Source organism: Acinetobacter sp. 148 (genome assembly GCF_031196675.1).
Classification (GTDB): Bacteria; Pseudomonadota; Gammaproteobacteria; order Pseudomonadales; family Moraxellaceae; genus Acinetobacter; species Acinetobacter baumannii.
Genome location: NZ_JAVIMT010000081.1, coordinates 1 through 24,488 on the forward strand (window position 1 = coordinate 1; position 24,488 = coordinate 24,488).

The following is a 24,488-nucleotide window of genomic DNA, read 5'->3' on the forward strand; positions in this document are numbered from 1 at the left end:
AGGGACACCTTCGGGTGTGCTAGTTTGAGATAATACTAGTCTGCTAACCCTTTCTCGTTCTGCCACCATAATTTTAATGCTTTGGCAGAACTCCCAATAAAAAGGAGTTGGCTTTGCACATCCATTATTTCTTGGCTCTCAATGCCAAAAGCTATAACGACACCACATAAACTTTAAAGCAGTTTGAGGGCCATTAGCGCTTTCAGGCTTTAAATCGTCACGACTAAAAACTTGCAGCAACAATAAAACTTGAGATGTGCCAAGCACAGTCTTTATAGGCTTTGCTGTGCCTTTTTTTCTCCCAAAAAAGTATCTCATTTACAAACAACAAGAATTTATAACGGTAAAACTATGCCAAATTTAGTTCTCCCAACACGTACCTTATACGTTGTAAATAAAGCAATTGATCTGTTTCATCACCGTGGGTTCCACCTTATTGGGGTCGACAGAATAGTGAAAGAATCACAGATTACAAAAGCGACTTTTTATAATTATTTTCACTCTAAGGAAAGGCTTATTGAAATCTGCCTGATGGTGCAAAAAGAAAAGCTCCAAGAACAAGTAGTCGCAATGGTTGAGTATGATTTAAGTACTTCCGCAATCGATAAACTCAAAAAACTTTATGACTTACATACCGATGTAGAAGGGCCGTATTACTTATTATTTAAAGCCGTTTTTGAAATTAAAAATAGCTATCCCAACGCTTATCAATCCGCAGTGCGCTATAGAACATGGCTAAAAAATGAAATTTATAGCCAGCTTAGAACACTAAAACCTGATGCCTCTTTTACCGACGCCAAACTATTTTTATATATGGTGGAAGGCACAATCATTCAGCTTTTGAGTGCAGAGTACGCGGATGAAAGGGAGAGATTATTAAATTGCTTTTTGAGACAGTTTATAGCCGAGTCAAAGTCAGCTTTATAATTAATGCAAAATTAAAGGCTTCCATCTATTTATCATAAAAACAACAAATAGAATGAAAGCCTAAAATTTGAATTACAACTTAGAATGTATTTTGAATAATGACATCGTCGTAAGGGAGTTTGCCCACGCGTGGATAAGGTTCAGAAGCTGATTTACCAACCGCAATCATTAAACACACCACGTGGTCTTCAGGTAAGTTAATGAGCTTTGCCATTGCATCAAAGTCAAAACCATCCATTGGACAGCTATCTAAACCATGCTCTTGAGCAAGTAACATAAGGGTTTGAGCAAAGATGCCTGCACTACGCATCACTTCGTCACGTTGGGTTTGTGGGCGGTCACGGTAATATTGGTCGATTGCACCAACCATAATATCTTGAACTTCTGGAGAAGCTCCATCCCATACACGTTTAGCGTCAACTTCCCATGTATTTACTTTGGCACATAACACAATCAGTAATGATGACTCTGTTACTTGTGGTTGGTCCCAAGCAATCGCGCGAATTTTTTGTCTTAACTCTGCATCTTCAACAATGACGGGACGCCAATGCTGCAAGTTAAAAGCGCTTGGTGCATTTGCTAAAACTTCTTGCAATAACTGCTTCTTGTCATCTTCAGAGAGTTGAAAAGCAGGGTCGAAGCGTTTAACTGCACGGCGTTTGCGGAGAGCATCAATAACATTCATAAGATTTTCCTACTTGAGAGTTGGGTAGCCGTAGTCGTTAGTTTTTATAACGTTGGGCTACTTCAGCCGAAGAGAAGTTTGGTAATAATGTCATACGCGATTTTTCAAAATTATTCCATTGATTTTCATCTTTCAGCACAGGAATTGTAATTGTTTCTTTACGATCAAAACCAATCAGGGCTGCATCGACCAAATCATTGACATCCATTAATGGCGGAACTTGGCTTAAAGCTATACCTGAACGTTCCCAAATTTCGGTTTTCGTGGCAGAAGGCAATACCGCTTGAACATGCACACCATGATCTTTTAGCTCTAAATGTAAACCTTGGCTAAAAAATTGGATGAAAGATTTACTTGCGCCATAAATGGTAGAACCAAATTCAGGTGCTAAGCCAAGCACAGAGCCTAAATTAATAATGGCGCCTTTACCTTTACGTATAAGGGATTGCGACATTGCATGAGACAATCGCACCACCGCAGTCATATTTAAAGTCAAAAGTTTTTCAATCTCATTACGATCTTGAGTTAAAAAGTTTCCGTTCAGGGCAATCCCAGCATTATTTACCAAAATTTCAATATCAGCATCGTTTTTAAGTACATCTTCAATTTTGCGTATATCTTGATCGTTTGATAAATCGGCTTGAATGAACTCCACCTGTACGCCGTATTTTTCTTGAAGATCTTTTGAAATTTTATCTAAACGATTGGTGTCTCGTGCCACCAAGATTAAGTGATAGCCACGTTGAGCAAATCGATCTGCATAAACAGAACCAATTCCTGACGAAGCCCCTGTAATAATTACTTTTGATTGAGCTGACATGTGATGTCTCCACACTTTAATTTTTAGATGATGATCATAATCTAAAATATACAAGTTTTGATGTCAACCATAATCAATGTATAATAATGACGAGCAGGGTGAATAAAAGTGAGCGCATCAACATGAAAGTCAGTAAAACTCAGGTAAAAGAAAACCGAGATAAAATTGTTGAAAAGGCGACTCAACTGTTTCGTAGCAAAGGTTACGACGGGGTGGGCATTGCCGAATTAATGTCTAGCGCAGGCTTTACTCACGGTGGGTTTTATAAACATTTCAGCTCGAAAACAGACCTTGTTACTATTACTGCCAAACATGGTCTTGAGCAGGTTTTAAAAAGAATAGAAGGTTTAAACTTAACCCAATTTATTCAAATGTATGTGTCTCGTACACATCGGGACAACCGTGATCAGGGCTGTACCTTAACAGCGCTATCTTGTGATGCCGCAAGACAGCCCGACGAAGTAAAAGTCGAGTTTGAAGAGGGCATTGAGCAGCTTATTGAGTTCATTATGAATGAACGCGCAAAACAAGTTTCTTTAGAAACAGAAGAGCTGAGAAAGCAAGCTATTAATATTCTTGCTCAGTCAGTAGGGGCAATTGCATTGTCTCGTGCATGCCCAGACCAATCAAACCTTAGCGATGAAATCTTGGAGAGCTGTAGAGAGAGTCTTTTAAAATTAGCCGATTAGGCTTTTTTATCATTTAAGCTGGTTTGGCTAAACTGAATTAATCTCGCTATATCGACTGTTCGCTCATAAATGAGTTCTGCTGCATGTTCGCAGGCGTGTTCTAGGGTGATGGGACCATTGGCTAGTGAGAAAGCAGCGCTTACACCGTGCTCATAAAGTGCTTGGTAGTCTTCACCTAAAGTCCCTGCAATCACAATGACCGGAACATTGTGGGCTTTGGCAATTTGGCTTACCCCAAAAACGGTTTTACCGCTTAAGGTTTGTTGGTCAAATTTACCTTCACCCGTAATTACCCAATCTGCGTTAGAAATTTTATGCTCAAGCTGATTCAGTTCAGCCACAACTTTAACTCCAGCTTTAAAGTCTGCATTTAAATAACTTTTGGCGGCAAAGCCCAAACCACCAGCAGCCCCAGAACCCGCTTCATCTCGTTTGTCGAAACCTAAAAGCTTAAGCGAGACATCGGCAAAATGGGCAAGGGCTGCATCGAGTAACTGGACTTGAGCAGCGGAAGCACCTTTTTGTGGGCCAAAAATATGTGATGCGCCATTTGGACCGCAAAGTGGATTGGTTACATCGGCAGCCAATAAAAACCGTGTGCGCTGAATACGCGAGTCGAAATGTGTTAAATCAATTTTGGATAAGTGGCTAAGGGCAAGGCCGCCAGCGGGTAAAACGTTTTGATTAGCATCGAGTAAAACTGCACCTAAAGCACTAAGTAAGCCTGTGCCACCATCGTTGGTCGCACTACCGCCCACAGTTAAAATAATATCTTTTGCACCCGCGTCTAAGGCATCCAAAATAAGCTGACCTGTTCCAAATGTTGTGCTGTGGCAGGCATCACGCTCAGAAGGGGGAACTAACTGTATGCCGCTTGCTTGAGCCATTTCAATCATGGCAATTTTTTGTTTTTCTAACCAACCCCATTTGGCCTGAACAGGCTGACCTAATGGCCCGACTACAGTTTTTTCACGCCATTGACCATCGCAGACTTCTAACACAGCTTCAATGGTTCCTTCACCGCCATCTGCCATGGGGCACAAAATCGTTTCTGCATGAGGAAATACTGCTTGCCATCCTTGGGCAATGGCTTGAGCTACCTTTAAAGCCGATAAGCTATCTTTAAATGAATCAGGGGCGATCACAACCTTCATAAATGCTCTAATGCAGATAAGTTTTTAATTGTTTTATACTGCTTAATGCGAAAAAAACATAGATAAAGTCGTGTAAGTATCAATTTTAAAAAGCTTTCAGTCGGTTAAAAATGAAACCCAATAATGTTTTTATCTGTAAAAGATAGAATTAATATCTATTTAAATCATTGTTTTGTATATTTTTATGCAAATAACGTGGTTGGCTTGAATTATTGTAATTGTAAAGAATATGGCACATATTATAAGAACGGTTGAGCCGGCTTTTAGCATAGTGGCAATAATATAAAAAGTGGACTCTACTCATCGGTAAACAGCGGGTAGCTTTGATAAAACCATAATTAAATTGTGATTTCACTGAGCCTGTTGAGTGTAAAAAGATAAGAGGATGAAAAAGTGGATAATTCAGAAGAACAAAAGCACATACAGGAAAATAACGGTTTTGCGCGAATTGAGCCATATACTCATCCTGCTGGCGGGTGGGGCGCACTGCTCAGTGTTGCTCGAAACTTAAAGCAACAAGATATTTTAGGTAAAGGTTCAATTACCTTACTCAACATTAACCAGCCTACAGGTTTTGACTGTCCCGGCTGTGCATGGCCAGAAAAGAAAGATGCTCACGCATTTAACTTCTGTGAAAATGGTGCAAAGGCGGTTGCCTTTGAAGCGACTAGTAAAACCGTCACTCCTGAATATTTTGCAGGTCATACCGTCAGTTGGTTATCAGAACAAAGTGACTTTTTCCTAGAAGACTTAGGCCGCTTAACAGACCCAGTTCGTTATGATGCTGCAACCGATAAATATGTGCCTATTTCATGGGACGATGCCTTTAAGCTTATCGCTCAACATTTGCATGCGCTAGACCATCCAGACCAAGCGGCATTTTATACTTCGGGCCGTGCCAGTAACGAAGCAGCATTTTTATATCAATTGTTTGTACGAAGCTTTGGTACAAATAACTTTCCCGACTGCTCAAACATGTGCCATGAAACCACAAGTGTTGGTTTGCTCGACTCGATTGGTTTAGGAAAGGGCACAGTCACCTTAGAAGATTTTGATTTAGCCGACGCCATTTTTAGTTTTGGGCACAACCCGGGAACCAACCATCCACGTATGTTAGGTACTTTGCGTGAAGTATCTAAACGCGGCGGCAACATTATTGCGATTAACCCAATTAAAGAGCGAGGTCTCGAACGTTTCCAAGACCCGCAAGCACCGCTTGAAATGATGACCAATGGCAGTACGCCAATTAGTCGCTATTATTTCCAGCCTAAAATTGGCGGCGACTATGCACTGATGTTGGGTATTTTAAAGCACTTACATGAGTGGGATAAAAAGGCCCTTGCCTCAGGTAAACCAAGTGTTTTTGACCGAAACTTTATTGCAGTCAATACCGTTGGTTTCGACGAAATGATTGCGGAGGTCGAAAGAACGGAGTGGGCAGATCTTTATAAGCACTCAGGTCTGTCACCTGAAAATTTGGAAAAACTGGCTAAACTCTTTTTAGAGTCAGAGCGTTCAATTTTCTGTTGGGGTATGGGGATTACCCAGCATCGTCACGGAACTGCTAACGTACATATGCTGGCAAATTTATTGTTGGCGCGTGGTCAAATTGGCAGACCGGGTGCAGGGCTTTGTCCGGTTCGTGGGCACAGTAACGTGCAAGGCGACCGCACTATGGGCATTAATGAACTCCCAAGCCCCCAACTTCTCGACAATATTGACCGTGTGTTCGGTATTAAATCACCAAGAAAAAATGGATATGGTGTGGTTGAAACCATTAAAGCCATGGCCGAAGGTGATATCAAAGTCTTTATTGGTTTGGGCGGAAACTTTGCCGTTGCAACACCTGACACAGCTTATACACAAGAAGCGCTTAGAAAATGTAATTTAACCGTACATGTGGCAACCAAGTTAAATCGTAGCCATTTGGTGTGTGGTAAAGATGCGCTTATTTTGCCATGTTTAGGCCGTACCGAAATTGATGAGCAGCTTCATGGACCACAAGCTATTACAGTTGAAGACTCAATGAGTAATGTCCACTTGTCGGCAGGACGTAATACTCCAATTTCTAAAAATATTTTGTCTGAACCCGATATTGTGGCAAGAATGGCTGAGGCCGTGCTGCCAGAGAGTCAGATTAAATGGAAATGGTACATTGAAAGTTATGACCGCATTCGTGACTCAATTGCCGATGTGTTTGATGAATTTCATGACTTTAATTTACGCGTTTATAAACCCGGCGGTTTCCACCTAGAGCATCCTGCTAATCAGCACATCTGGAATACAAAGAGTGGTAAAGCGCAATTCCTGATTACGCCACTTGAAGAAGTTTATGCGGATAAAGAAAATCAGTACGCTGCCGCATATACCGAAAGTAAGGTTTATACCTTAATGACCACCCGATCTCACGACCAATACAACACCACTTTATATGGTCTGGATGACCGTTACCGTGGGGTGTTTGGTCAGCGCCGTGTGTTGTTTATGAACCAAGCCGATATTGATGAAGCGGGCTTTGAAGCAAATCAGTGGGTTGATATTGAAAGTGTTTTCTCGGATGGTGTGAAGCGCATTGTGCACAGCTTCCGTATTGTGCCGTACAACATTCCACGAGGCAGTTTAGCGGCTTACTATCCGGAAACCAATCCTTTGGTGGCCTTAAGTAGTCATGATAAATATGCCAAGATTCCGGCTTCTAAAAGTGTTCCTGTGATTTTACATCCCGGAAATGCGCCAGAGCATTTTAACTTGGCAACAGCCGTTGACCCTGAAGATGCCAATAAGAAAGTCAGCAGTCTTTAAGTGAACCTGATTTTTTTAAATGAAATTTAAGCAAAAGGCGCTCTAAACAAGCGCCATTTTGAAGTAAAGGAAATAATTTTGACACCACATGCTTATGGGGTTGAAACATTGCCAGTACAGCGGTTTAACAAAACCGAATCTGAAAATGTCTTAGATCATATTGTGCAAGAGTACCCAATTGCCTTGGTATATAACGGTATTTCGCATGCGGTGATGATGGCGACACCGACCGATGTCGATTTATTTGCTAAAGGTTTTAGTCTCTCGGAGGGAATTTTAACCAGCTTAAAAGAGCTATATGCCCTTGATGTGCATCAAAATGAATTAGGCATTACGGTGGAAATGACCATTTCATCGAGAGCATTTGCCGCCCTAAAGGAACATCGCCGTATGATGGTCGGCCGTACAGGCTGCGGTTTATGTGGAATTGAAAGCTTAGAGCAGTTTCAGTTAGACGTGCCAAAAATTACAACGCATGCATCAAAAATATGGCTTGAGCAAATTCCGAGTGCCATTTCCCATTTAAAAACTCAACAAGAAATTACCGCTTTAACGGGTGGGGCGCATGCCGCAGCGTGGGTAATTGACGGTCAAATCGTGGCTTTATTTGAAGATGTTGGCCGCCATAATGCCTTAGACAAATTGCTCGGTTATTTAGCGCAAGAAAATTACGACACGAGTTTAGGTTTTGTGGTGATGACCAGTCGGGCAAGTTATGAACTGATACGAAAATGTGCTCAGCTCAATATTGGCTTGCTTGCTTCAATTTCAGCGCCTACCAGTATGGCCATTCAGTTAGCCAAGCAATCGGGCCTCACTTTGGCAAGCTTTTGTAGGGGCGATGGATTTGTTTTATATACGGAAATATAAAATATATCTTTTAATGTGAAGGAATTAGGGCTGGGTTCATTCGATATTCCTTTCACTTTTAAGCTAAGGTTAGTTTTTATAGATTATTATAAAATTCTAAAGGTTCAGAGTCTGTCCAAATGTCTTGGGTACAATCAATAAAAGAATGGGCAAAACGTCTAAAAAAACAAATTATTATGCTTTGGTTTGCCTCAAGGCATCCTCAAATGCCGTGGTTACCCAAAATTATTGCTGTGGTAGCGGTGGCTTATGCGTTTAGTCCAATCGACTTAATTCCAGACTTTATTCCTATTTTAGGCTTTATTGATGACGCGGTTATTTTACCCATACTCATTTGGTTAGCAGTTCGTTTTACGCCTCAGCAAGTCATTTTTGATGCTGAACAACAAGCTAAAGAATGGCTAGATGAACATGAAAAGCGGCCAAAAAACTATTTGGTTGCCGTACTTATTATTTTAATTTGGCTCACACTTGCAGTGATGGCTTACTTTTATTTTGGCGGTGGTTTGTAAGTGAACTGAGACTTGAAACCCTGTACTAATTTAATACCCTTAACATTGTACTTTGCCACAACTCAAAGGATAATAACGTTTTTATAAGCTATGGGTTGCAGACCATGAAAATCGTCGCAGATGAAAATTTGGCGTTTACCGATTACTTTTTTTCAGAGTTTGGCGATATTCAACATAAAGCAGGGCGCACCTTAACGCATACAGACGTACAAGATGCTGAAGCTTTATTGGTCCGTTCAGTCACCGCAGTAAATGAAAGTTTAATTCAAAATACCGCCCTAAAATATGTGGGTAGTGCCACAATCGGGACCGATCATTTAGATATTCAAGCTTTAGAAAAGCATGGCATTATATGGGCCAATGCCGCAGGTTGTAATGCACAGGCAGTTGCTGAATATGTGATTACAGCTTTACTGCATTTAGATGCTAGCCTTTTAGAACAACAAGAAAAATTTACGCTAGGCATTGTGGGTCTTGGCAATGTCGGTAAGCGCTTGGTCTATATGGCTCAGTTGCTTGGTTGGAAAGTGATTGGCTTCGACCCCTATGTACAGTTAGATTCAATTGAAAATGTAAGCTTTCAAGCCTTGTTGCAACAAGCCAATGCAGTTTCAATTCACGTGCCGCTGACCAAAAAAGGCGAACATGCGACGTATCATCTGTTTGACGAAAAAGCTTTTGCAGCGCTTCAACCGAACACGATTTTAATTAATAGTGCACGCGGTCCGGTCGTAAAAGAAGCCGCTTTAATCGAAGATATTCAACGTACCCAGCGTAAAGTTGTACTTGATGTATTTGAGCATGAGCCAGTGATATCTGAAGAGCTTTTAAATATGTTGGCTTTGGCAACACCGCATATTGCAGGTTATAGCTTGGAAGGAAAAGCTCGTGGTACGCAAATGATTTATGAAGCGTTTTGTCAAAAATTTGGATATGACATTAATAAGCGTTTCGAAACCCAGTTGCCTGCATGTGAAGACTATTTTTCAGGACATGATTTAAAAGCAGTGCTCAAGCAAAAACTATCTCAAATTTATGATATTGCTCAAGATGATGCCAACATCCGTGCCTGTGTTAAAGAGGGCAAGGTAGAGCAAAAAGCATTTGATTTATTACGTAAGAATTATCCGCTGCGCCGTGAATGGGCAGCTCACGGGGGACCACAGGCATGAGTTTAAGTTATCAACCTACTTGTTCAATTGATGCCTTAAAGGCTCGTGCCAAGCTTTATACTCAAATCCGTCAGTTTTTTGCAGAACGTGAAGTCATGGAAGTCGAAACGCCAATCGTTTCACAAGCAGGTGTGACTGACGTACATTTAGCCTCGGTTCAGGCGTTACGTCATATCAATGGCAAATTGCAGACTCAGTATTTACAGACTTCGCCTGAATTTGCCATGAAACGTTTACTGGCAAGTGGCAGCGGACCGATTTATCAAATCTGTAAGGTTTTCCGAGACGATGAGCACGGGCGCAAACACAACAGTGAATTTACCATGCTTGAATGGTACCGTCCGGGTCTGGACTTAAAAGCGTTAATGCACGAAACAGCCGATTTATTACAAACCTGTTTGCAGCATCGTTTTGGCGAAGTTCGTCCATTTATTTTAAGTTATAAGCATGCTTTTCAGGACCGTTTAGATATTAACCCGTTGCAAGCGACTTTGAAGCAACTTAAAGACACAGCAAATCGTGTTGGGTTAAATCTCGACTTGGGCGATGACCGTTTGGCTTATATGGATTTGTTGTTTTCTCATTTTGTTGAACCAAGTTTAGGGTTTGATGCACCTGTCTTTTTAACTGACTTTCCACCAGAAATGGCATCTTTAGCGAAAGTGAAATTAGATGAAGATGGGGAAGAGGTTGCAGCGCGTTTTGAGGTTTATATCGAAGGCTTAGAGCTAGCCAATGCTTACGATGAATTGCTCGATTCAGACGTATTGCGTTCTCGCTTTGAAGCAGATAATGCAGAGCGAGCTAAACAAGGACTTCATATCATGCCATTAGATGAGCACTTGTTAGCAGCATTGCCTCATATGCCTGAATGTTCAGGGATCGCTTTGGGAATTGATCGATTACTCATGGTTGCAACCGATCAACTTAAAATTGAAAAAGTCATTGCTTTTCCAGCCGAAATTGCCTGAAAACAACGAAATAAAAAAGCCACAATAATGTGGCTTTTTTATTTAGAACTTATTTAAGTTAGGCTTGTTGAATACCTGCAACAACCCAATCTTGCTGTGAACCAACAGGTTTTACAAAGTGCCAGATTTCAGTAAATGGCTGTGGCAAGCTGTTTAAATCTTCACTTACTGTACCTGTGAAACGTACGCTCACAATGTATTGACCATTTTCAGTCGCACTGTCTACAACCATTGCATTTAAGTTACTAAACTCAGCAACGTCCTGATCTTGGTTCTCCATGATGTCGTTATACATAGAGTTGTAAAGTTCAGGTGTTAAGTAACGACGAATTTCTTCAATGTTACTTGCACTATTGATTGACTGAATGTGGTTAAAACGCTGACGGGCAACACGTAAGAAAGAAGCAGGTTCGCTACCATCTGGTAATTGGTTACCACTATTCGTCGTTGCGCTACCAAAAGGAGCTTGTGTTGCTGCACCGCCACCTACAGATTGACCAAAGATATTAGTATTGTCACCTGTATTGGTTGGAGCTGCCGAGCGGCCAAATGGGTTTTGACCGCCATTATTTGGTGCATAAGGGTTATTAGCTGCTAATTTTTTTTTTGATCCCAATTTACGGAATACAAAGAAAGCTACAGCGGCTGCAAGTAAGACCCAAAGCCAGCCAGGAATACCACCTTTTTTCTCTTCTTGGGCTTGAACAGCTTGTTCATTACCAGGTTGAGTTACTTGGTGTTCAGCTGATGTTGATTTGTCATCTGCTAAAGCATTTGCTGCAACAGCACCTACGGCAGCACCAGCTACACCAGCGGCAACCATTGAACCAACACCTGGACCAGATCTCTGAGGTGCTGTAGTAGCAGGTTGTTGAACTGGAGTCACTTGACGAGGTTGTTGATAAGACTGGCTTGAAGTAGTAGAACGTGCCATACCGTGGCTTTTACCACCACCTGCACGTTTAGCTTCAGCAAGCGGAGAAATTGCTAAAGCAGCCATTAAAATACCGGTAATCAAGCCACGCTGGTGTACTTCCATAGGAAATTCCTGTTTAAAGTTAATTTGTAATAGTATTTATGCAGGTATTTACTCTAAATTTCAACCTTAAAAGTATGTTTTTTTATGTCAATTCATCACTAAGTTGCATCGCCTCAGTCAAGGCTTCATGCAGGCGGGCAACTGCAATCACTTGTACGCCCGGAATTGCTTTTTGCGGGGCGTTACCTCTTGGTAAGATGACGTATTTAAACCCATGTTTTGCTGCTTCTTTTAAACGTTCCTGACCATTAGGTACAGGTCGGATTTCGCCTGAAAGACCAACTTCACCAAAAACTGCAAGCTGCTGAGGTAAGGCTTTTGTTCGTAAACTCGAAGCACATGCAAGTAAAACAGCCAAGTCCGAACCTGTTTCGGTAATTTTTAAACCACCTACAATATTGACATACACATCTTGTCCGGTGGTTTGTACACCCCCATGACGATGCATAACAGCAAGCAACATGTTTAAACGGTTTTGTTCAAGACCAAGTGCAACACGTCTTGGTTGTCCTTGAGCATCATCGACTAAAGCCTGAACTTCAACTAAAAGTGGGCGAGTGCCTTCACGGCTAATCATGACAATTGAACCTGGAATGGCTTCGTCATAACGACTTAAGAAAATAGCAGAAGGGTTAGCCACTTCACGTAAGCCTTTATCGGTCATGCCAAATACACCAAGCTCATTGACTGCACCAAAACGGTTTTTCACTGCACGAATCATTCGATAACGTGAGTCTGATTGGCCTTCAAAGTAAAGTACGCAGTCCACCATGTGTTCTAAAACACGAGGGCCTGCCAATGCACCTTCTTTGGTCACGTGACCAACAATAAATAGCGCTGTGCCACTATTTTTTGCATAACGGGTTAATAACGCAGCAGATTCACGAATTTGTGAAACCCCACCCGGCGCAGATTGAAGCGTTTCTGTGTAAAGCGTTTGGATAGAGTCCAAAATTGCGACAACAGGACGTTCTTGTTCTAAAACTTCACAAATGCGTTCGACACAAGTTTCAGCCATGACTTTTAACTGGTCTGTTGGTAGGTCAAGGCGTTGAGCGCGTAAGGCAACCTGTGACAGCGATTCCTCACCCGTAATGTAAAGTGCAGAACTTTTTGCACTTGCCATGTGAGTTGCTGTTTGTAAAAGAATAGTCGATTTACCAATACCCGGGTCACCACCAATGAGTACTACAGAACCTGTCACCAAACCACCGCCAAGCACTCGGTCAAATTCGCTAATGCCTGTTGGCAAACGGGTCTCATGAGAAACAGAGACTTTATTAAGCGTTGTAATATTGGCGACTTGACCCGCATAACCCCCAATTTTTGGACGTGCACGGTGAGCAGTAGTGGGTTCTAGTTTGACTTCATTAAGACAATTCCATTCACCACACTCTGAACATTGACCTGCCCATTTTAGATGATCGGCACCACATTGCTCGCAACGGTAAACGGTTTTGACTTTGCTCATATTCGACTTCAGTGAGATAACTTCATAATCATTAAAAGCAGAGTATAGCAAAAAGCCCAATAGAGAACTTAATCGATATGGAATACATTTTGCTTAAGGTTCGGTGAGCAAAATTAAAGAGTAAATGTCATGTTTTAAAAATAGAGAGATAACGTAGTAGTCAGTCAAATTTCGAGAAAGTATTAGAAGCTCGAGAGGGAATTGGTAGTTAAAAAGTTGATCAATTGATATGGCTTTTTAATTTAAAAATCAAAGTGGTTCAAGTCTTAATTTTAGACTGAAAAGTGCGTTGTATTGCTAGGTTCTTGTGCGTATTATCGGATTTAATTGTATGTATCTTGAAATTATCAGCAATACAGACAAAAATTGGTTAGCTGAAAAGTTGTCAAAAAATATACATTTAAAAGATACCTGCAAATGGTGCGATATCGTCTTTTTGATTTGATTTTAGCTAACGGACTAAAAAAATTACTGGAGTGTATTCATAAAATGTCGAATCAAAATCTGAGCGACCCTCATGAACAAGGTGAGCTCCATCGTAGTCTCTCTAATCGGCATTTACAGCTGATCGCGATTGGTGGTGCCATCGGTACCGGATTATTTATGGGTTCAGGTAAAACAATTAGTCTTGCCGGACCTTCTATCTTATTTATTTATATGATTATTGGTTTGATGGTGTTTTTTGTCATGCGTGCGCTTGGCGAACTTCTTCTGTCAAATTTAACCTATAAATCATTTATTGATTTTTCAACCGATTTAATTGGCCCATGGGCTGGTTACTTCGTGGGTTGGACCTACTGGTTGTGTTGGATCACGATTGGTATCGCCGATCTGTCTGCAATTATTTATTACTTACAGTTCTTCAATAATGGCTTACCTTTCTCGCCTGTTGAAGGCGCAATGATTAGTGTTGCCGCGATTGTGTTCATTATGGGATTGAACTTACTAACAGTTCGATTGTTTGGTGAATTAGAGTTCTGGTTTGCACTTATTAAAATCCTTGCGATTATTATTTTAATTGCAGTGGGTCTGTGGATGATCTTTACAGGCTTTACGTCTACTACAGGTGAAGTCGCTTCATTTACTCATCTTTGGGCAAATGGGGGGTTCTTCCCAACAGGTGTACATGGCTTCTTGGCCGGTTTCCAGATTGCAATTTTTGCTTTCGTGGGTGTTGAGCTTGTAGGAACAACAGCTGCGGAAACTAAAGACCCTGAGCGTAATTTGCCTAAGGCGATTAACTCAATTCCAATCCGTATCATTATTTTCTATGTATTGGCGCTACTCATTGTAATGTCAGTAACACCATGGAACAGAATTGATCCGGCGATCAGTCCATTTGTAAACCTGTTTAGTCAAGCAGGGGTAGCGGCAGCCGCGATTTTGATGAACTTGGTAGTATTGTCATCAGTCATGTCATCCATGAACAGTGGAGTATTCTCAACAAGTCGTATGTTGTTTGGTTTATCTCGTGAAGATCAGGGGCCAAAAGCTTTTGGTAAGCTTAACAGACGTGCAGTACCGGCAAATGCATTGTATTTCTCTGCTGCATGTTTATTGTTAGGTGCAGCATTACAGTATTTTGTACCAAATACAGTTGAAGCATTTACGCTTGCAACGACACTTTCAACGATTCTCTTCATCTGCGTATGGTTGCTTATTATCTGGAGTTACATCCGTTATTACACCACGCGTCCTGAACTGCATGCCAAATCAACATTTAAATTGCCGGGTGGCTTATTTACATGTTGGATCACGATTATTTTCTTTATTGGTATGATTTACGTATTGTCTTTAGAGCCAGACACCTTTAAAGCGCTTAAAGTCAGCCCAATTTGGTTTGTTATTTTGATCATTGGTTATTTCTTCTTCTATAAACCACGTCATAAAAAATAATTAAATTTATTTGGTTATGATCAAACGCTGGCTGAAAAGCTGGCGTTTTTTATGCATATTGTTTTTCTATTCAAGTTTACTCTTTAGCCGCTTGCCTGATCACGGTATACTGCATCGAATTGTTTAAATCAGGTGCTCAGATGCGTCGTGTCATTTGCCTCATCAGTTTATTGAGCAGCAGTATTTTGCTTAGCGCTTGCGGTCAGTCAGGAGCATTGCAGCTACCTTCTGATCCAAATTATGACAAACGTGCAAAATACTTGCTCTATCGTAATAAAGAACAGAAACAAGTTGTGCAACAAGATGAACAGGCTGAACAGTCAGTCGAATCATCAGCCGCTCAACCACAAACTACATCACCTTAAGCTTTGAAATAAGGACACCTTCATGAGTTTCACCCGCATTAATGGAGTATTGCATGCAGAGCAATGTTCTCTAGAGCAGCTTGCGCAGCAATTTGGCACACCGTTATATGTTTATTCAAAAGCAGCTTTTGAAAAACATTATTTAGATATGGATCGTGCCTTTGACTTTATTGATCATCAAATTTGTTTTGCGGTGAAGTCGAACTCAAATATAGCTGTTCTTAATGTTTTGGCAAAACTTGGTGCGGGTTTTGACATTGTGTCTGGTGGTGAGCTAGCACGTGTTTTAAAAGCAGGTGGCGATGCTTCTAAAATTGTTTTTTCAGGTTTAGGTAAAACTGAAGCTGATATTGAAAAGTCATTAAATGTAGGTATTGCCTGTTTTAATGTCGAGTCTTATGCAGAGTTGGACCGTATTCAAAAAGTAGCAGCTCGCCTAGGCAAAAAAGCGCCTATTTCTTTACGTGTAAATCCTGATGTCGATGCAAAAACGCATCCTTATATTTCAACAGGATTAAAAGAAAATAAATTTGGTATTCCAAGTGATGCAGTTTATGAAACTTATCAATATGCTGCATCTTTACCTAACCTTGAAATCGTAGGTATTGATTGCCACATTGGTTCACAGCTCACTGAAACTAAACCATTTGTTGATGCTTTAGATCGTGTCATTGTGATGATTGATGAGTTGAAAAAACTAGGCATTAATCTGAAACATATCGATATCGGTGGTGGTTTAGGGGTTTGTTATAAAGATGAAACACCGCCAAGTGTTGAAGAATATGCAAACTCTATGAAGCCGGCTTTAGAAAAATTAGGCTTGAAAGTTTATATGGAACCGGGTCGTAGCATCAGTGCAAATGCAGGTGTACTTTTAACCAAAGTTGATTTGCTTAAACCAACGACGCATCGTAACTTCGCGATTATTGATGCAGCAATGAATGATTTAATTCGTCCTGCTTTATATGAAGCTTGGATGGATATTCAACCTGTTTTACCACGTACAGATACCGAAGAAAAAACTTGGGATTTGGTTGGTGCAATTTGTGAGACAGGTGATTTCATTGGTAAAGACCGCTCACTTGCATTACAAGAAAATGACTTGTTGACTGTACTTGGTGCCGGGGCTTATGGTTTTGTCATGAGCTCAAATTACAATACGCGTGGCCGTGCAGCAGAAGTCATGGTATCAGGTGAAAAAAGCTATTTAATTCGTGAACGTGAAACGGTTGAGTCGCTTTGGGAAAAAGAACGTTTATTGCCTGAGGAGTAAATGAGATGTTATTAGAATTTACCAAAATGCATGGTTTAGGCAATGATTTCATGGTGGTTGATCTAATTAGCCAAAGAGCTTATTTAGATACAGCAACAATTCAACGTTTGGCAGACCGACACTTTGGTGTGGGGTTTGATCAGCTTTTAATTGTTGAACCACCAGATGTACCCGAAGCTGATTTTAAATACCGTATTTTCAATGCAGATGGTTCTGAGGTTGAGCAATGTGGTAATGGTGTGCGTTGTTTTGCCCGTTTTGTCCACGAACGTCATTTAACCAATAAAACCAACATTACCGTACAAACCAAAGCGGGTATTGTAAAGCCAGAGCTTGGGCAAAATGGTTGGGTGCGCGTAAATATGGGCTACCCAAAGTTTCTACCAAATGAAATTCCATTTGTTGCCGAAGAGCCAGAAGCTTTATATACCCTTGAGTTGGCAAATGACCAAAACATTAGTATTGATGTGGTCAACATGGGTAACCCACACGCGGTCACTATAGTTCCAGATGTACTAACTGCTGATGTAGCTGGTATTGGTCCGCAAGTTGAATCACATAAACGTTTCCCTGAGCGCGTTAATGCTGGTTTCATGCAAGTGATTGATGACAAACATGTTCGCTTACGTGTATTTGAACGTGGTGTGGGTGAAACACTAGCGTGTGGTACAGGAGCATGTGCCGCTGCGGTAAGTGGCATGCGCCGTGGTCTACTTGCGAACTCTGTAGAAGTTGAACTTGCTGGCGGTAAGCTACAAATTGAATGGCAAGAAGGCGATGTGGTCTGGATGACTGGTCCAACAACTCATGTATATGATGGACGTTTGGATTTACGTTATTTCCAAGGTTAATCGCATGGCCTAAATAGAAGTCTCTTTTCATCTGCAAAGTGATAAAAGAGGCTTTCTTTTATATGTACAATATTTTTTGATTTTATTACCTTTTACTCAACGCCAATTTCAAAGCGAATAGAACAAAAATACTGCCCGTAATTCGGTCCATATATTTTACAAACTTGGGTTGCTTTAGATAGCGCGAAAGTGGCTGCATAGCCAGAATTAATAGACTTGACCATAACACGCCAATCACCACATGAATCATTACTAGTCCCATTACCCAAGTAACAGCCGATGCTTGCGCTGGAATGAACTGGGGAAGAAATGAAATATAAAAAATACCAACTTTTGGATTGAGTAAGTTGCCAAAGAAACCTTTAATAAACCAATTCTCTGAAGTAGAGCGATTTGAATTACTTTCTTGTATATCTGCGAGCTGACTACGAGGTTTTAAAATCATATTTAAACCCAGCCATGCTAAATAAGCGGCGCCCATCCATTTCAATATATTAAATGCTAAGTCGGATGCCATCAGTAGGGCACCTAGACCGCATGCCACGACAATTCCCCAAGCAATGCAGCCAAGACTAATTCCTATAGCTGCTTGAAACGCTTTAGATTTTCCTTCAAGTGTTGCAGTACGAATAATTAAAGTTGTATCTAAACCAGGGGTAAGGGTAAGTAAAGTAATGGCAATTAAATAAGGAATGAGTATGGCGGTCATGGTGTAAGGTCCAACGGATACTTAGTATAAATTGTAATATATAAGTTAGATTCATTATGCTGTGCGATATCAAATTTTCCTGATTAAATAGTTTTTGGTACACTCAAAAAAATGGGCAAATAAATGGAGAGCAATTTGGATTTTGCATTACAACTGCTCTCAATGTGGTTAAAAGAAAGAAAAATTCAAAACCAGTCTGAGCATACAATTACCGCTTATGAGCGAGATGTTAAAAGCTTCCTTGAGTTTTGTGAGCTTAAAAAAGTTGATTTAAGAAATGTTGAAGCTTCAGATTTACGTGAATATTTGGCTCAACGTGTTGAGCAAGATCAGTTAAGTTCAAGTAGCATGCAACGTCATCTTACTTCTATTCGTCAGTTTATGAAGTGGGCTGAACAGGGCAAATACCTAGAAATTAATCCTACTGACGATTTTAAATTGAAACGTCAGCCTAGACCTTTACCGGGCATGATTGACATAGAAACGGTTAATCAAATTTTAGATCAACCCATGCCTGAAAAACCAATTGATCAGCAGCTTTGGTTAAGAGATAAAGCCATGTTAGAACTACTGTACTCAAGTGGTTTACGGCTCGCTGAACTGCAAGGCTTAACGATTAAAGATATTGATTTTAATCGTCAACTCGTTCGTATTACAGGTAAAGGAAATAAAACCCGTATTGTACCGTTTGGGAAAAAGGCAAAAGAAAGCTTATTGAATTGGCTAAAAATTTATAATATCTGGAAAGGCCATTTTGACCAAAATGCTTCCGTTTTCATTTCACAGCGAGGCGGTGCATTAACCCCTAGGCAAATTGAAAAGCGTGTAAAACTTCAGGCACAAAGAGCGGGTGTAAATGTCGAATTACACCCACATTTACTTCGACATTGTTTTGCTAGTCATATGTTATCAAGTAGTGGTGATTTACGCTCAGTTCAAGAAATGTTAGGTCATAGCAATTTATCGACTACTCAAATTTATACACATATTGATTTTGATCATTTGGCCCAAGTGTACGATCAGGCCCATCCACGAGCCACTAAGCATTAAGCCGCTTTAGCTGGGTTAAGAAAGCAGAATGTAGAGATCATTTGTATTTTTTTACAAATTTGTTTAAAGGAAATCGATGAAATTACCCAATTGACCATTTTGTTCTTTGCACATTTTGTCGGCATATATAGTCTAAAAACTATAAATTTTGATTCATTTTTGAGAGTCTTATCCCTCTGACTAATAAGGTAAATAAGATAAAAAGATAATAAAAATCAATGTATAAAATAGACTTTAAAAAGAATAAAATAGGAGTTAGATATGTATAAAAATTTTTTTATGAACTGATGATTTCATTTTTTTTGCCCCGTTCCAGAAAATTGTGACTTGACCGAAATGCCAAACACATTGCAAGATAGGGTACCTAAAAAATTTTAATCGAAGAGTTAATATACTTTTCTCAACATTTACTTTTGCTAGAACAGCCGAGGATTACATGAAGGCTCTTGTTGCTGTAAAACGTGTGGTTGATGCCAACGTTAAAGTTCGTGTTAAGCCGGACAATAGTGGGGTTGACCTTACCAACGTTAAAATGTCAATTAACCCATTTTGTGAAATCGCAGTGGAAGAAGCGGTTCGCTTAAAAGAAAAAGGAACAGTATCAGAAATCGTTGTTGTTTCTATTGGTCTTAAAGAAGCTCAAGAACAAATCCGTTCTGCAATGGCTTTGGGTGCAGACCGCGGTATTTTAGTTGAAACTACTGACGAAATTGGCGCTCTAGAAGTTGCTAAAATCTTAAAAGGTGTTGTTGACGCTGAAAAACCAGAACTTATCCTTCTTGGCAAACAAGCAATTGATGATGACTCTAACCAAGTAGGTCAAATGCTTGGTGCATTATTAGGCGCTGGTCAAGGTACGTTTGCTTCTGAAGTGAAAGTGGATGGCGGTAAAGTACAAGTGACTCGTGAAATCGACGGTGGTTTACAAACTGTTGAACTTGCACTTCCTGCAATCATTACAACTGACTTGCGTTTAAACGAGCCACGTTATGCTGCATTGCCTAACATCATGAAAGCTCGTAAAAAACCGCTTGATACTAAATCTCCTGCTGATTACGGTGTTACAGCTGGTACTAAGCTTAAAACGATTAAAGTTGAAGCGCCTGCAGAACGTAAAGCTGGTGTACAAGTGAAATCTGTAGATGAGCTTGTTGAAAAATTGAAAAATGAAGCGAAAGTGATCTAATACGGAAGGATAAAATCATGAGTATTTTAGTTATCGCTGATCACAACAACCAGACACTTAACGGTGCTACTTTAAACGTTGTTGCTGCAGCTCAAAAAATCGGTGGTGATATTACTGTATTAGTTGCTGGTTCAGGCGCTCAAGCAGTTGCTGACGCTGCTGCTAAAGTTGCTGGTGTGAGCAAAGTATTACTTGCTGACAACGCTGCTTATGCAAACCAATTAGCTGAAAACGTAGCTGGCTTAGTTGCTGACTTGGCTAAAGGTTACAAATACGTTTTAGCTGCTTCTACTACAACTGGTAAGAACATTCTTCCACGTGTTGCTGCGCTTCTTGATGTAAGCATGATTACAGACATTATTTCTGTTGAATCGGCTAACACATTCAAGCGCCCAATCTACGCTGGTAACGCGATTGCAACTGTTCAATCTGACGAAGCAATCATTGTTGGTACTGTTCGTGGTACGGCATTTGATCCAGTTGCTGCGGAAGGTGGTTCAGCTGCTGTTGAAACAGTTGGCGAAGTAAAAGATGCTGGTGTTTCTAAGTTTGTATCTGAAGAAATCGTTAAACTTGATCGTCCAGAATTAACAGCTGCTCGTATTGTTGTATCTGGTGGTCGTGGTGTAGGTTCTGGTGAGAACTACCACAAAGTACTTGACCCATTAGCTGACAAGCTTGGTGCAGCACAAGGTGCTTCACGTGCAGCAGTTGATGCAGGCTTCGTACCTAACGATTTCCAAGTTGGTCAAACTGGTAAAATCGTTGCACCTGAGCTTTACATTGCTGTAGGTATTTCTGGTGCGATCCAGCACTTGGCTGGTATGAAAGATTCTAAAGTTATTGTTGCTATCAACAAAGACGAAGAAGCACCAATCAACAGCGTTGCTGACTACTGGTTAGTTGGTGATTTGAACGCTGTAGTACCAGAGTTGGTATCTAAGCTTTAATCTTTATTGATTAAAGTTAAAAACCCCTAGTTTTGAGCTAGGGGTTTTTTTGTTTTACAGTCTGAAGTTAGAAGTAAAAATTAGAAAATTTATGCTTTGGATGTTTGATTTTTATAAAATAAAATTCACATAGTTTTGATTAGGCATGAAGATAATGATTGCAGCTAAAAGAGTAGAATAATATGCAATTAAATTATACAAATATCACCAGATTGGCAGTGTAGATTCCGCACATTACAAAGCGCTTTTATGCTATAGTATACAGCTATATTTTTTTCGATTTTAGTTCACTTTCCGGAACTAAATTTTTTGCAAGATCAAGACATATAAACGGATAGAAATATCTATCTGTAAGAAGGAGTATGCATGAGCGTATCGGAAATCCGACCGATTGCCATTGAGGACGAACTCAAGCATTCATATTTAGATTACGCGATGAGTGTAATTGTATCTCGTGCATTGCCGGATGTGAGAGACGGTCTTAAACCTGTTCACCGTCGTGTGCTTTATGCCATGCACGAATTGGGCAATGACTATAACAAAGCCTACAAGAAATCTGCTCGTGTCGTTGGGGACGTAATCGGTAAATATCACCCGCATGGTGACTCAGCTGTTTATGAAACCATTGTTCGTATGGCTCAAGACTTTAGCTTACGTTATTTATTGGTTGATGGTCAGGGTAACTTCGGTTCGATCGATGGCGATAGCGCCGCGGCAATGCGTTATACCGAAGTCCGTATGACTAAGCTGGCACATGAGCTTCTTGCAGATTTAGAAAAAGACACAGTTGACTGGGAAGATAACTACGACGGTTCGGAACGTATCCCTGAAGTACTTCCGACACGTGTTCCAAACTTGTTAATTAACGGTGCTGCTGGTATTGCTGTAGGTATGGCAACTAACATGGCACCACACAACATGACAGAAGTTGTGAATGCTTGTTTGGCTTATGCTGACAATCCGAATATCTCGATTGAAGGATTGATGGAATACATTACCGGTCCTGACTTCCCTACAGGCGGTATTATTTACGGTAAATCAGGTATTGTTGATGCCTACCGTACCGGTAAAGGTCGTTTACACATTCGTGGTAAATACCATTTCGAAGAAGATGAAAAGACAGGTCGTACAACCATCGTCTTTACTGAAATTCCATATCAAGTAAACAAAGCAAGAGTTATTGAACGTATTGCCGAGTTAGTAAAAGAGAAAAAGCTTGAAGGTATTTCAGAACTTCGTGATGAGTCTGATAAAGAAGGTATGCGTATTGCAATTGACTTGAAACGCGGTGAAAACGCAGAAGTCGTTGTAAATAACTTATTCTTAAATACCCAGCTTGAAAACTCATTCAGCATCAACATGGTTTGTCTAGACAATGGACAACCAAAATTGATGAATCTAAAAGATATTATTGCGGCATTTATTCGTCACCGCCAAGAAGTTGTGACACGCCGTACCATGTTCGAATTACGTAAAGCACGTGAACGTGGTCATATCTTGGAAGGCTTGACAGTTGCCTTAGCCAATATTGATGAAATTATTGAAACCATCAAAACTTCTGCAAACCCTGCTGAAGCGCGTGAGCGTTTACTTGCGGGTGAGTGGGCAGGTGGTGGCGTTGTTGCACTACTTGAAAAAGCTGGTGCAATTTCTGTTCGCCCAGATGAAATTGAAGGTGAAGATCCAAATCGTCCATTTGGTTTAAGTGATTCAATTTATCGTCTGTCACCAACACAAGTAGGCGCAATTTTAGAATTACGTTTACACCGTTTAACTGGTCTTGAACAAGACAAGTTACATGCGGAATATACTGAAATTTTAGGTCAAATTGCTGAACTTACTGCAATTTTAAATGACTTCAACTTGTTAATGGGTGTTATTCGCGAAGAGTTGGCACAAGTTTTACAACAATATGGCGATGCACGTCGTACCGAAATTGTTGAATCTCGTGTGGATTTCTGCCGTGAAGATTTAATTCCAGAAGAGCAAGTGGTATTAACTGTTTCACAAACAGGTTATGCAAAAACTCAACCACTTTCAGACTATCAGGCACAGCGCCGTGGTGGACGTGGTAAGTCTGCAACCTCAATGAAAGATGATGACTTTATTCAACATCTGATTGTGGCATCAAACCATGCGACCGTACTTTGCTTTACCAATGTGGGTAAAGTGTACCGTCTGAAAGTATTTGAAGTTCCTCAAGCATCACGTGGGGCAAAAGGTCGTCCAATCGTGAACTTGTTACCTCTAGATGCAACAGAAACCGTAACCGCAATCTTGCCGTTAACCGAGTTCCCGGAAAACCACTATGTGTTTATGGCGACAGCTTCTGGTACGGTTAAGCGTGTTGAGTTAGAACAATTTGCAAACATTCGTTCAAATGGTCTACGTGCTATTGAACTTAATGAAGAAGATACCTTAATTGGTGTTGCGATTACTGATGGTAATCAGCAAATCATGTTGTTCTCTAACGAAGGTAAAGCAATTCGTTTTGCTGAAACTGACGTACGTGCAATGGGTCGTACAGCGAAAGGTGTACGTGGTATGCGTGTAAGCTTTGCAAGCAGCACCTTAAGTGAAGAAGATGCAGATGTAGAAAATGATGATTCAGATGATAATGATGATTCAGCAGATTCAAGTCTAGTAAGTCGCATCGTATCGCTTGTTGTTGTGCCTGAGACAGGTGAAGTACTGTGTGCGAGTGCCAACGGCTATGGTAAACGTACTCCAGTAAATGACTTCCCGACCAAGAAACGTGGTGGTAAGGGTGTTATTGCGATCAAGACAAGTGAACGTAACGGTGAGCTAGTTGGTGCAGTTTCTATTGATGAAACCAAAGAGTTATTATTAATTTCTGATGGTGGTACGCTTGTTCGTACGCGTGCTGCAGAAGTTGCAATGACAGGTCGTAATGCTCAAGGTGTTCGTCTGATCCGTTTAAGCGAAGAAGAAACGCTTGTTGGCGTAGTTTCAATTGAAGCTGTAGAAGACGAAGAAGAACTTCTTGAAGGTGAAGTAGATACGACTGAAACTGATAGCGAAGAAGCTGTATCTAATAATGAAGATACTTCTGAAGAGTAAAACGTTTTAAAATAA

Annotated in this window: 21 protein-coding genes; 15 read left to right on the forward strand and 6 right to left on the reverse strand. The window is 40.5% G+C overall.

The features are described 5' to 3' along the window. The first annotated feature begins 351 nt into the window (after positions 1-351). Positions 352-927 (forward strand): TetR/AcrR family transcriptional regulator, encoded by a 576-nt coding sequence (locus tag RFX69_RS13900; RefSeq protein ID WP_005128086.1) that lies wholly within the window; start codon positions 352-354, stop codon positions 925-927. Between the two features lie 79 nt (positions 928-1,006). Here RFX69_RS13900 and RFX69_RS13905 read toward each other — a convergent pair whose 3' ends face one another. Together RFX69_RS13905 and RFX69_RS13910 are read right to left on the reverse strand one after the other, a co-directional pair. Beyond that, positions 1,007-1,612 carry a nitroreductase family protein gene (locus RFX69_RS13905; protein ID WP_001100694.1) on the reverse strand — a complete coding sequence of 202 codons (606 nt, stop codon included), beginning with the start codon at positions 1,610-1,612 and terminating at the stop codon, positions 1,007-1,009. 37 nt (positions 1,613-1,649) lie between these two features. After that, the gene (locus RFX69_RS13910; RefSeq protein ID WP_001276029.1) at positions 1,650-2,432 is read right to left on the reverse strand and encodes an SDR family oxidoreductase; all 783 of its coding nucleotides are present in this window, start codon (positions 2,430-2,432) and stop codon (positions 1,650-1,652) included. A 122-nt stretch (positions 2,433-2,554) separates the two neighbouring features. Between RFX69_RS13910 and RFX69_RS13915 the strand changes: the two genes are divergently transcribed. Next, positions 2,555-3,121 (forward strand): TetR/AcrR family transcriptional regulator, encoded by a 567-nt coding sequence (locus RFX69_RS13915; protein ID WP_000868726.1) that lies wholly within the window; start codon positions 2,555-2,557, stop codon positions 3,119-3,121. Here the strand turns inward: RFX69_RS13915 and RFX69_RS13920 are convergent. After that, on the reverse strand, positions 3,118-4,275 hold the full coding sequence (locus RFX69_RS13920; RefSeq protein WP_000869499.1) for a glycerate kinase: 1,158 nt from the start codon (positions 4,273-4,275) through the stop codon (positions 3,118-3,120). The two genes, RFX69_RS13915 and RFX69_RS13920, sit on opposite strands and share 4 nt — an antisense overlap. A gap of 393 nt (positions 4,276-4,668) precedes the next feature. Here RFX69_RS13920 and RFX69_RS13925 point away from each other — a divergent pair, with 393 nt between their 5' ends. The 5 genes from RFX69_RS13925 (at position 4,669) to epmA (ending at position 10,602) form a co-directional block, all read left to right on the forward strand. After that, positions 4,669-7,077 carry an FdhF/YdeP family oxidoreductase gene (locus RFX69_RS13925; RefSeq protein WP_289332554.1) on the forward strand — a complete coding sequence of 803 codons (2,409 nt, stop codon included), beginning with the start codon at positions 4,669-4,671 and terminating at the stop codon, positions 7,075-7,077. A 78-nt stretch (positions 7,078-7,155) separates the two neighbouring features. Continuing rightward, a complete protein-coding gene (gene fdhD / locus RFX69_RS13930; protein WP_000187629.1) occupies positions 7,156-7,947 on the forward strand; it encodes a formate dehydrogenase accessory sulfurtransferase FdhD in 792 nt (263 codons plus the stop codon). Positions 7,948-8,066: 119 nt separating this feature from the next. Next, positions 8,067-8,459: a YkvA family protein gene (locus tag RFX69_RS13935; protein ID WP_000119198.1), complete on the forward strand. Its 393-nt coding sequence runs from the start codon at positions 8,067-8,069 to the stop codon at positions 8,457-8,459. Positions 8,460-8,563: 104 nt separating this feature from the next. Continuing rightward, positions 8,564-9,631 (forward strand): 4-phosphoerythronate dehydrogenase, encoded by a 1,068-nt coding sequence (locus RFX69_RS13940; RefSeq protein WP_000706069.1) that lies wholly within the window; start codon positions 8,564-8,566, stop codon positions 9,629-9,631. Beyond that, complete coding sequence (gene epmA / locus RFX69_RS13945; protein WP_000059535.1) at positions 9,628-10,602, forward strand: EF-P lysine aminoacylase EpmA; 975 nt, start codon at positions 9,628-9,630, stop codon at positions 10,600-10,602. The genes RFX69_RS13940 and epmA overlap by 4 nt, the downstream gene beginning before the upstream one ends. A 58-nt stretch (positions 10,603-10,660) precedes the next feature. Here the strand turns inward: epmA and RFX69_RS13950 are convergent, their stop codons facing one another. Both RFX69_RS13950 and radA read right to left on the reverse strand, forming a co-directional pair. After that, entirely contained in the window at positions 10,661-11,641 is a 981-nt protein-coding gene (locus tag RFX69_RS13950; protein ID WP_000451853.1) for a Tim44 domain-containing protein, read from the reverse strand. Between the two features lie 82 nt (positions 11,642-11,723). Then, complete coding sequence (gene radA, locus RFX69_RS13955) at positions 11,724-13,112, reverse strand: DNA repair protein RadA (protein WP_000048858.1); 1,389 nt, start codon at positions 13,110-13,112, stop codon at positions 11,724-11,726. A gap of 489 nt (positions 13,113-13,601) precedes the next feature. On the opposite strand from radA, the gene RFX69_RS13960 reads away from it, so the two are divergent. From RFX69_RS13960 to dapF, 4 genes are all read left to right on the forward strand, one after another. Further along, positions 13,602-15,008 (forward strand): amino acid permease, encoded by a 1,407-nt coding sequence (locus RFX69_RS13960; protein ID WP_000070815.1) that lies wholly within the window; start codon positions 13,602-13,604, stop codon positions 15,006-15,008. A 140-nt stretch (positions 15,009-15,148) separates the two neighbouring features. Further along, entirely contained in the window at positions 15,149-15,373 is a 225-nt protein-coding gene (locus RFX69_RS13965) for a lipoprotein (protein WP_001255198.1), read from the forward strand. A 22-nt stretch (positions 15,374-15,395) separates the two neighbouring features. After that, complete coding sequence (gene lysA, locus RFX69_RS13970) at positions 15,396-16,646, forward strand: diaminopimelate decarboxylase (protein ID WP_000011141.1); 1,251 nt, start codon at positions 15,396-15,398, stop codon at positions 16,644-16,646. Between the two features lie 5 nt (positions 16,647-16,651). Beyond that, positions 16,652-17,497: a diaminopimelate epimerase gene (gene dapF / locus RFX69_RS13975; RefSeq protein WP_000923484.1), complete on the forward strand. Its 846-nt coding sequence runs from the start codon at positions 16,652-16,654 to the stop codon at positions 17,495-17,497. Between the two features lie 85 nt (positions 17,498-17,582). Here dapF and RFX69_RS13980 read toward each other — a convergent pair whose 3' ends face one another. Next, the gene (locus tag RFX69_RS13980) at positions 17,583-18,206 is read right to left on the reverse strand and encodes a LysE family translocator (RefSeq protein WP_000125201.1); all 624 of its coding nucleotides are present in this window, start codon (positions 18,204-18,206) and stop codon (positions 17,583-17,585) included. Between the two features lie 162 nt (positions 18,207-18,368). Here RFX69_RS13980 and xerA point away from each other — a divergent pair, with 162 nt between their 5' ends. The 4 genes from xerA to gyrA all read left to right on the forward strand — a co-directional run bounded on the left by xerA (position 18,369) and on the right by gyrA (position 24,473). Then, positions 18,369-19,256: a site-specific tyrosine recombinase/integron integrase gene (gene xerA, locus RFX69_RS13985; protein ID WP_171057445.1), complete on the forward strand. Its 888-nt coding sequence runs from the start codon at positions 18,369-18,371 to the stop codon at positions 19,254-19,256. A gap of 436 nt (positions 19,257-19,692) precedes the next feature. Next, the gene (locus tag RFX69_RS13990) at positions 19,693-20,442 is read left to right on the forward strand and encodes an electron transfer flavoprotein subunit beta/FixA family protein (protein ID WP_289332553.1); all 750 of its coding nucleotides are present in this window, start codon (positions 19,693-19,695) and stop codon (positions 20,440-20,442) included. 17 nt (positions 20,443-20,459) lie between these two features. Beyond that, on the forward strand, positions 20,460-21,392 hold the full coding sequence (locus tag RFX69_RS13995; RefSeq protein ID WP_000025985.1) for an electron transfer flavoprotein subunit alpha/FixB family protein: 933 nt from the start codon (positions 20,460-20,462) through the stop codon (positions 21,390-21,392). Positions 21,393-21,758: 366 nt separating this feature from the next. Then, positions 21,759-24,473 (forward strand): DNA gyrase subunit A, encoded by a 2,715-nt coding sequence (gene gyrA / locus RFX69_RS14000; protein WP_000116449.1) that lies wholly within the window; start codon positions 21,759-21,761, stop codon positions 24,471-24,473. Positions 24,474-24,488: the final 15 nt, after the last annotated feature.

What these genes read in the sequence shown, in the direction of transcription:
- RFX69_RS13900 (WP_005128086.1), top strand. Translation starts at nt 352, where the DNA reads ATGCCAAATTTAGTTCTCCCAACACGTACCTTATACGTTGTAAATAAA.
- RFX69_RS13905 (WP_001100694.1), bottom strand. Translation starts at nt 1,612, where the DNA reads ATGAATGTTATTGATGCTCTCCGCAAACGCCGTGCAGTTAAACGCTTC.
- RFX69_RS13910 (WP_001276029.1), bottom strand. Translation starts at nt 2,432, where the DNA reads ATGTCAGCTCAATCAAAAGTAATTATTACAGGGGCTTCGTCAGGAATT.
- RFX69_RS13915 (WP_000868726.1), top strand. Translation starts at nt 2,555, where the DNA reads ATGAAAGTCAGTAAAACTCAGGTAAAAGAAAACCGAGATAAAATTGTT.
- RFX69_RS13920 (WP_000869499.1), bottom strand. Translation starts at nt 4,275, where the DNA reads ATGAAGGTTGTGATCGCCCCTGATTCATTTAAAGATAGCTTATCGGCT.
- RFX69_RS13935 (WP_000119198.1), top strand. Translation starts at nt 8,067, where the DNA reads ATGTCTTGGGTACAATCAATAAAAGAATGGGCAAAACGTCTAAAAAAA.
- RFX69_RS13940 (WP_000706069.1), top strand. Translation starts at nt 8,564, where the DNA reads ATGAAAATCGTCGCAGATGAAAATTTGGCGTTTACCGATTACTTTTTT.
- epmA (WP_000059535.1), top strand. Translation starts at nt 9,628, where the DNA reads ATGAGTTTAAGTTATCAACCTACTTGTTCAATTGATGCCTTAAAGGCT.
- RFX69_RS13950 (WP_000451853.1), bottom strand. Translation starts at nt 11,641, where the DNA reads ATGGAAGTACACCAGCGTGGCTTGATTACCGGTATTTTAATGGCTGCT.
- radA (WP_000048858.1), bottom strand. Translation starts at nt 13,112, where the DNA reads ATGAGCAAAGTCAAAACCGTTTACCGTTGCGAGCAATGTGGTGCCGAT.
- RFX69_RS13960 (WP_000070815.1), top strand. Translation starts at nt 13,602, where the DNA reads ATGTCGAATCAAAATCTGAGCGACCCTCATGAACAAGGTGAGCTCCAT.
- RFX69_RS13965 (WP_001255198.1), top strand. Translation starts at nt 15,149, where the DNA reads ATGCGTCGTGTCATTTGCCTCATCAGTTTATTGAGCAGCAGTATTTTG.
- lysA (WP_000011141.1), top strand. Translation starts at nt 15,396, where the DNA reads ATGAGTTTCACCCGCATTAATGGAGTATTGCATGCAGAGCAATGTTCT.
- dapF (WP_000923484.1), top strand. Translation starts at nt 16,652, where the DNA reads ATGTTATTAGAATTTACCAAAATGCATGGTTTAGGCAATGATTTCATG.
- RFX69_RS13980 (WP_000125201.1), bottom strand. Translation starts at nt 18,206, where the DNA reads ATGACCGCCATACTCATTCCTTATTTAATTGCCATTACTTTACTTACC.
- xerA (WP_171057445.1), top strand. Translation starts at nt 18,369, where the DNA reads ATGTGGTTAAAAGAAAGAAAAATTCAAAACCAGTCTGAGCATACAATT.
- RFX69_RS13990 (WP_289332553.1), top strand. Translation starts at nt 19,693, where the DNA reads ATGAAGGCTCTTGTTGCTGTAAAACGTGTGGTTGATGCCAACGTTAAA.
- RFX69_RS13995 (WP_000025985.1), top strand. Translation starts at nt 20,460, where the DNA reads ATGAGTATTTTAGTTATCGCTGATCACAACAACCAGACACTTAACGGT.
- gyrA (WP_000116449.1), top strand. Translation starts at nt 21,759, where the DNA reads ATGAGCGTATCGGAAATCCGACCGATTGCCATTGAGGACGAACTCAAG.